The 1,087-nt window shown below is 56.7% G+C and carries 1 rRNA gene; it reads right to left on the bottom strand.

The features are described from left to right. A 23S ribosomal RNA gene (locus ACR3FF_RS27140) occupies window positions 1-934 on the bottom strand; the annotation flags it as partial. Window positions 935-1,087: the final 153 nt, after the last annotated feature.

The raw sequence follows: 1,087 nt of genomic DNA, 5'->3' as shown, positions 1-1,087 counted from the left end.
AGCGAAGGTCATGCTTCGACATGTTTCGGTTGGAACCAGCTGTTGCCGGATTCGATGGGCCTTTCACCCCTACACATAGGTCACGAGAGGGTATTGTAGGACACCAACTCTAGCAGGCCTCCACGTGGCTTTCGCCACGCTTCGCCTTGCCCATGCGTAGATCATCCGGTTTCGGGTCGTATCTGATCGACTCCCCGCCCTTGAAGACGGTGGCCCTCGCAATGCTGCGGCCGTATTGGTTTCCCTGTGCCTGCCTCGATGCTCGAGTTAGGCTCGCCAATCGGATACACTCCCTGGCTCGTTTTTCAAAACGCACGACAGAACACCGGCTCCCACCAGTTCCTACTGCGGGATTGCTCCCGGGTCGTTTTCTGGTGGGCCTTGTATGCCCTGTCGCTCCATCGCCACTTGATTTCAAGCCCTATTTCACCTCCCTTTTCGAGGTGCTTTTCAGCGTTCGCTCACGCTACTTGTTCGCTATCGGTCTCGAGTCGTATTGAGTCTTCGCGGTCGATGCCCGCGATATTCACGAGGGATTTCCGACCCCCGCTACTCGGGAGCTGACGCACAACGTACTGGTCTCTCTTACGGGATTGTCACCCTGTTTCATGCTCCGTTCCAGAAGACTTCTGAGAGGCGGTCGGTTGCTGAGAGTCAGTCCACACACCACATTGCCCGAAGGCTTCGGTTTGGACTGTGTCGGGTTCACTCGCAGTTACTAGCGACATCGCGTTTGCTTTCTTTTCCTGCCGATACTGAGATGTTTCAGTTCTCGGCGTTCCCCATTGCGCGAAGCAATTGCGGTGGGGATTCCCATTCGGAGATCCTGAGTTCTTCGCCTCCGTGCGGCTCCCTCAGGCTTTTCGCAGCTTGGCACGTCCGTCGTCGGCGCTCGAGCCGAGCTATTCACCAAGTGGCACAGTAGCCACGTACTTGGATTGGATTCACTGTATAACTCACCTGTTGTGAGTCCAGTGGACGCCTGGATTGCACGTACATACGGTCGTCATCGCACGTCCCGGTGGTCGCCAAGAGCGTGCGTCGAACCCTTCCCAACCACGCTTTCGCGGGTTGGTGCATCGGTTAC

It is taken from the genome of Haladaptatus ordinarius, assembly GCF_054177595.1.
Note: the sequence above shows the minus strand (reverse complement) of the source record. Positions and strands in the feature narration are given on the sequence as shown.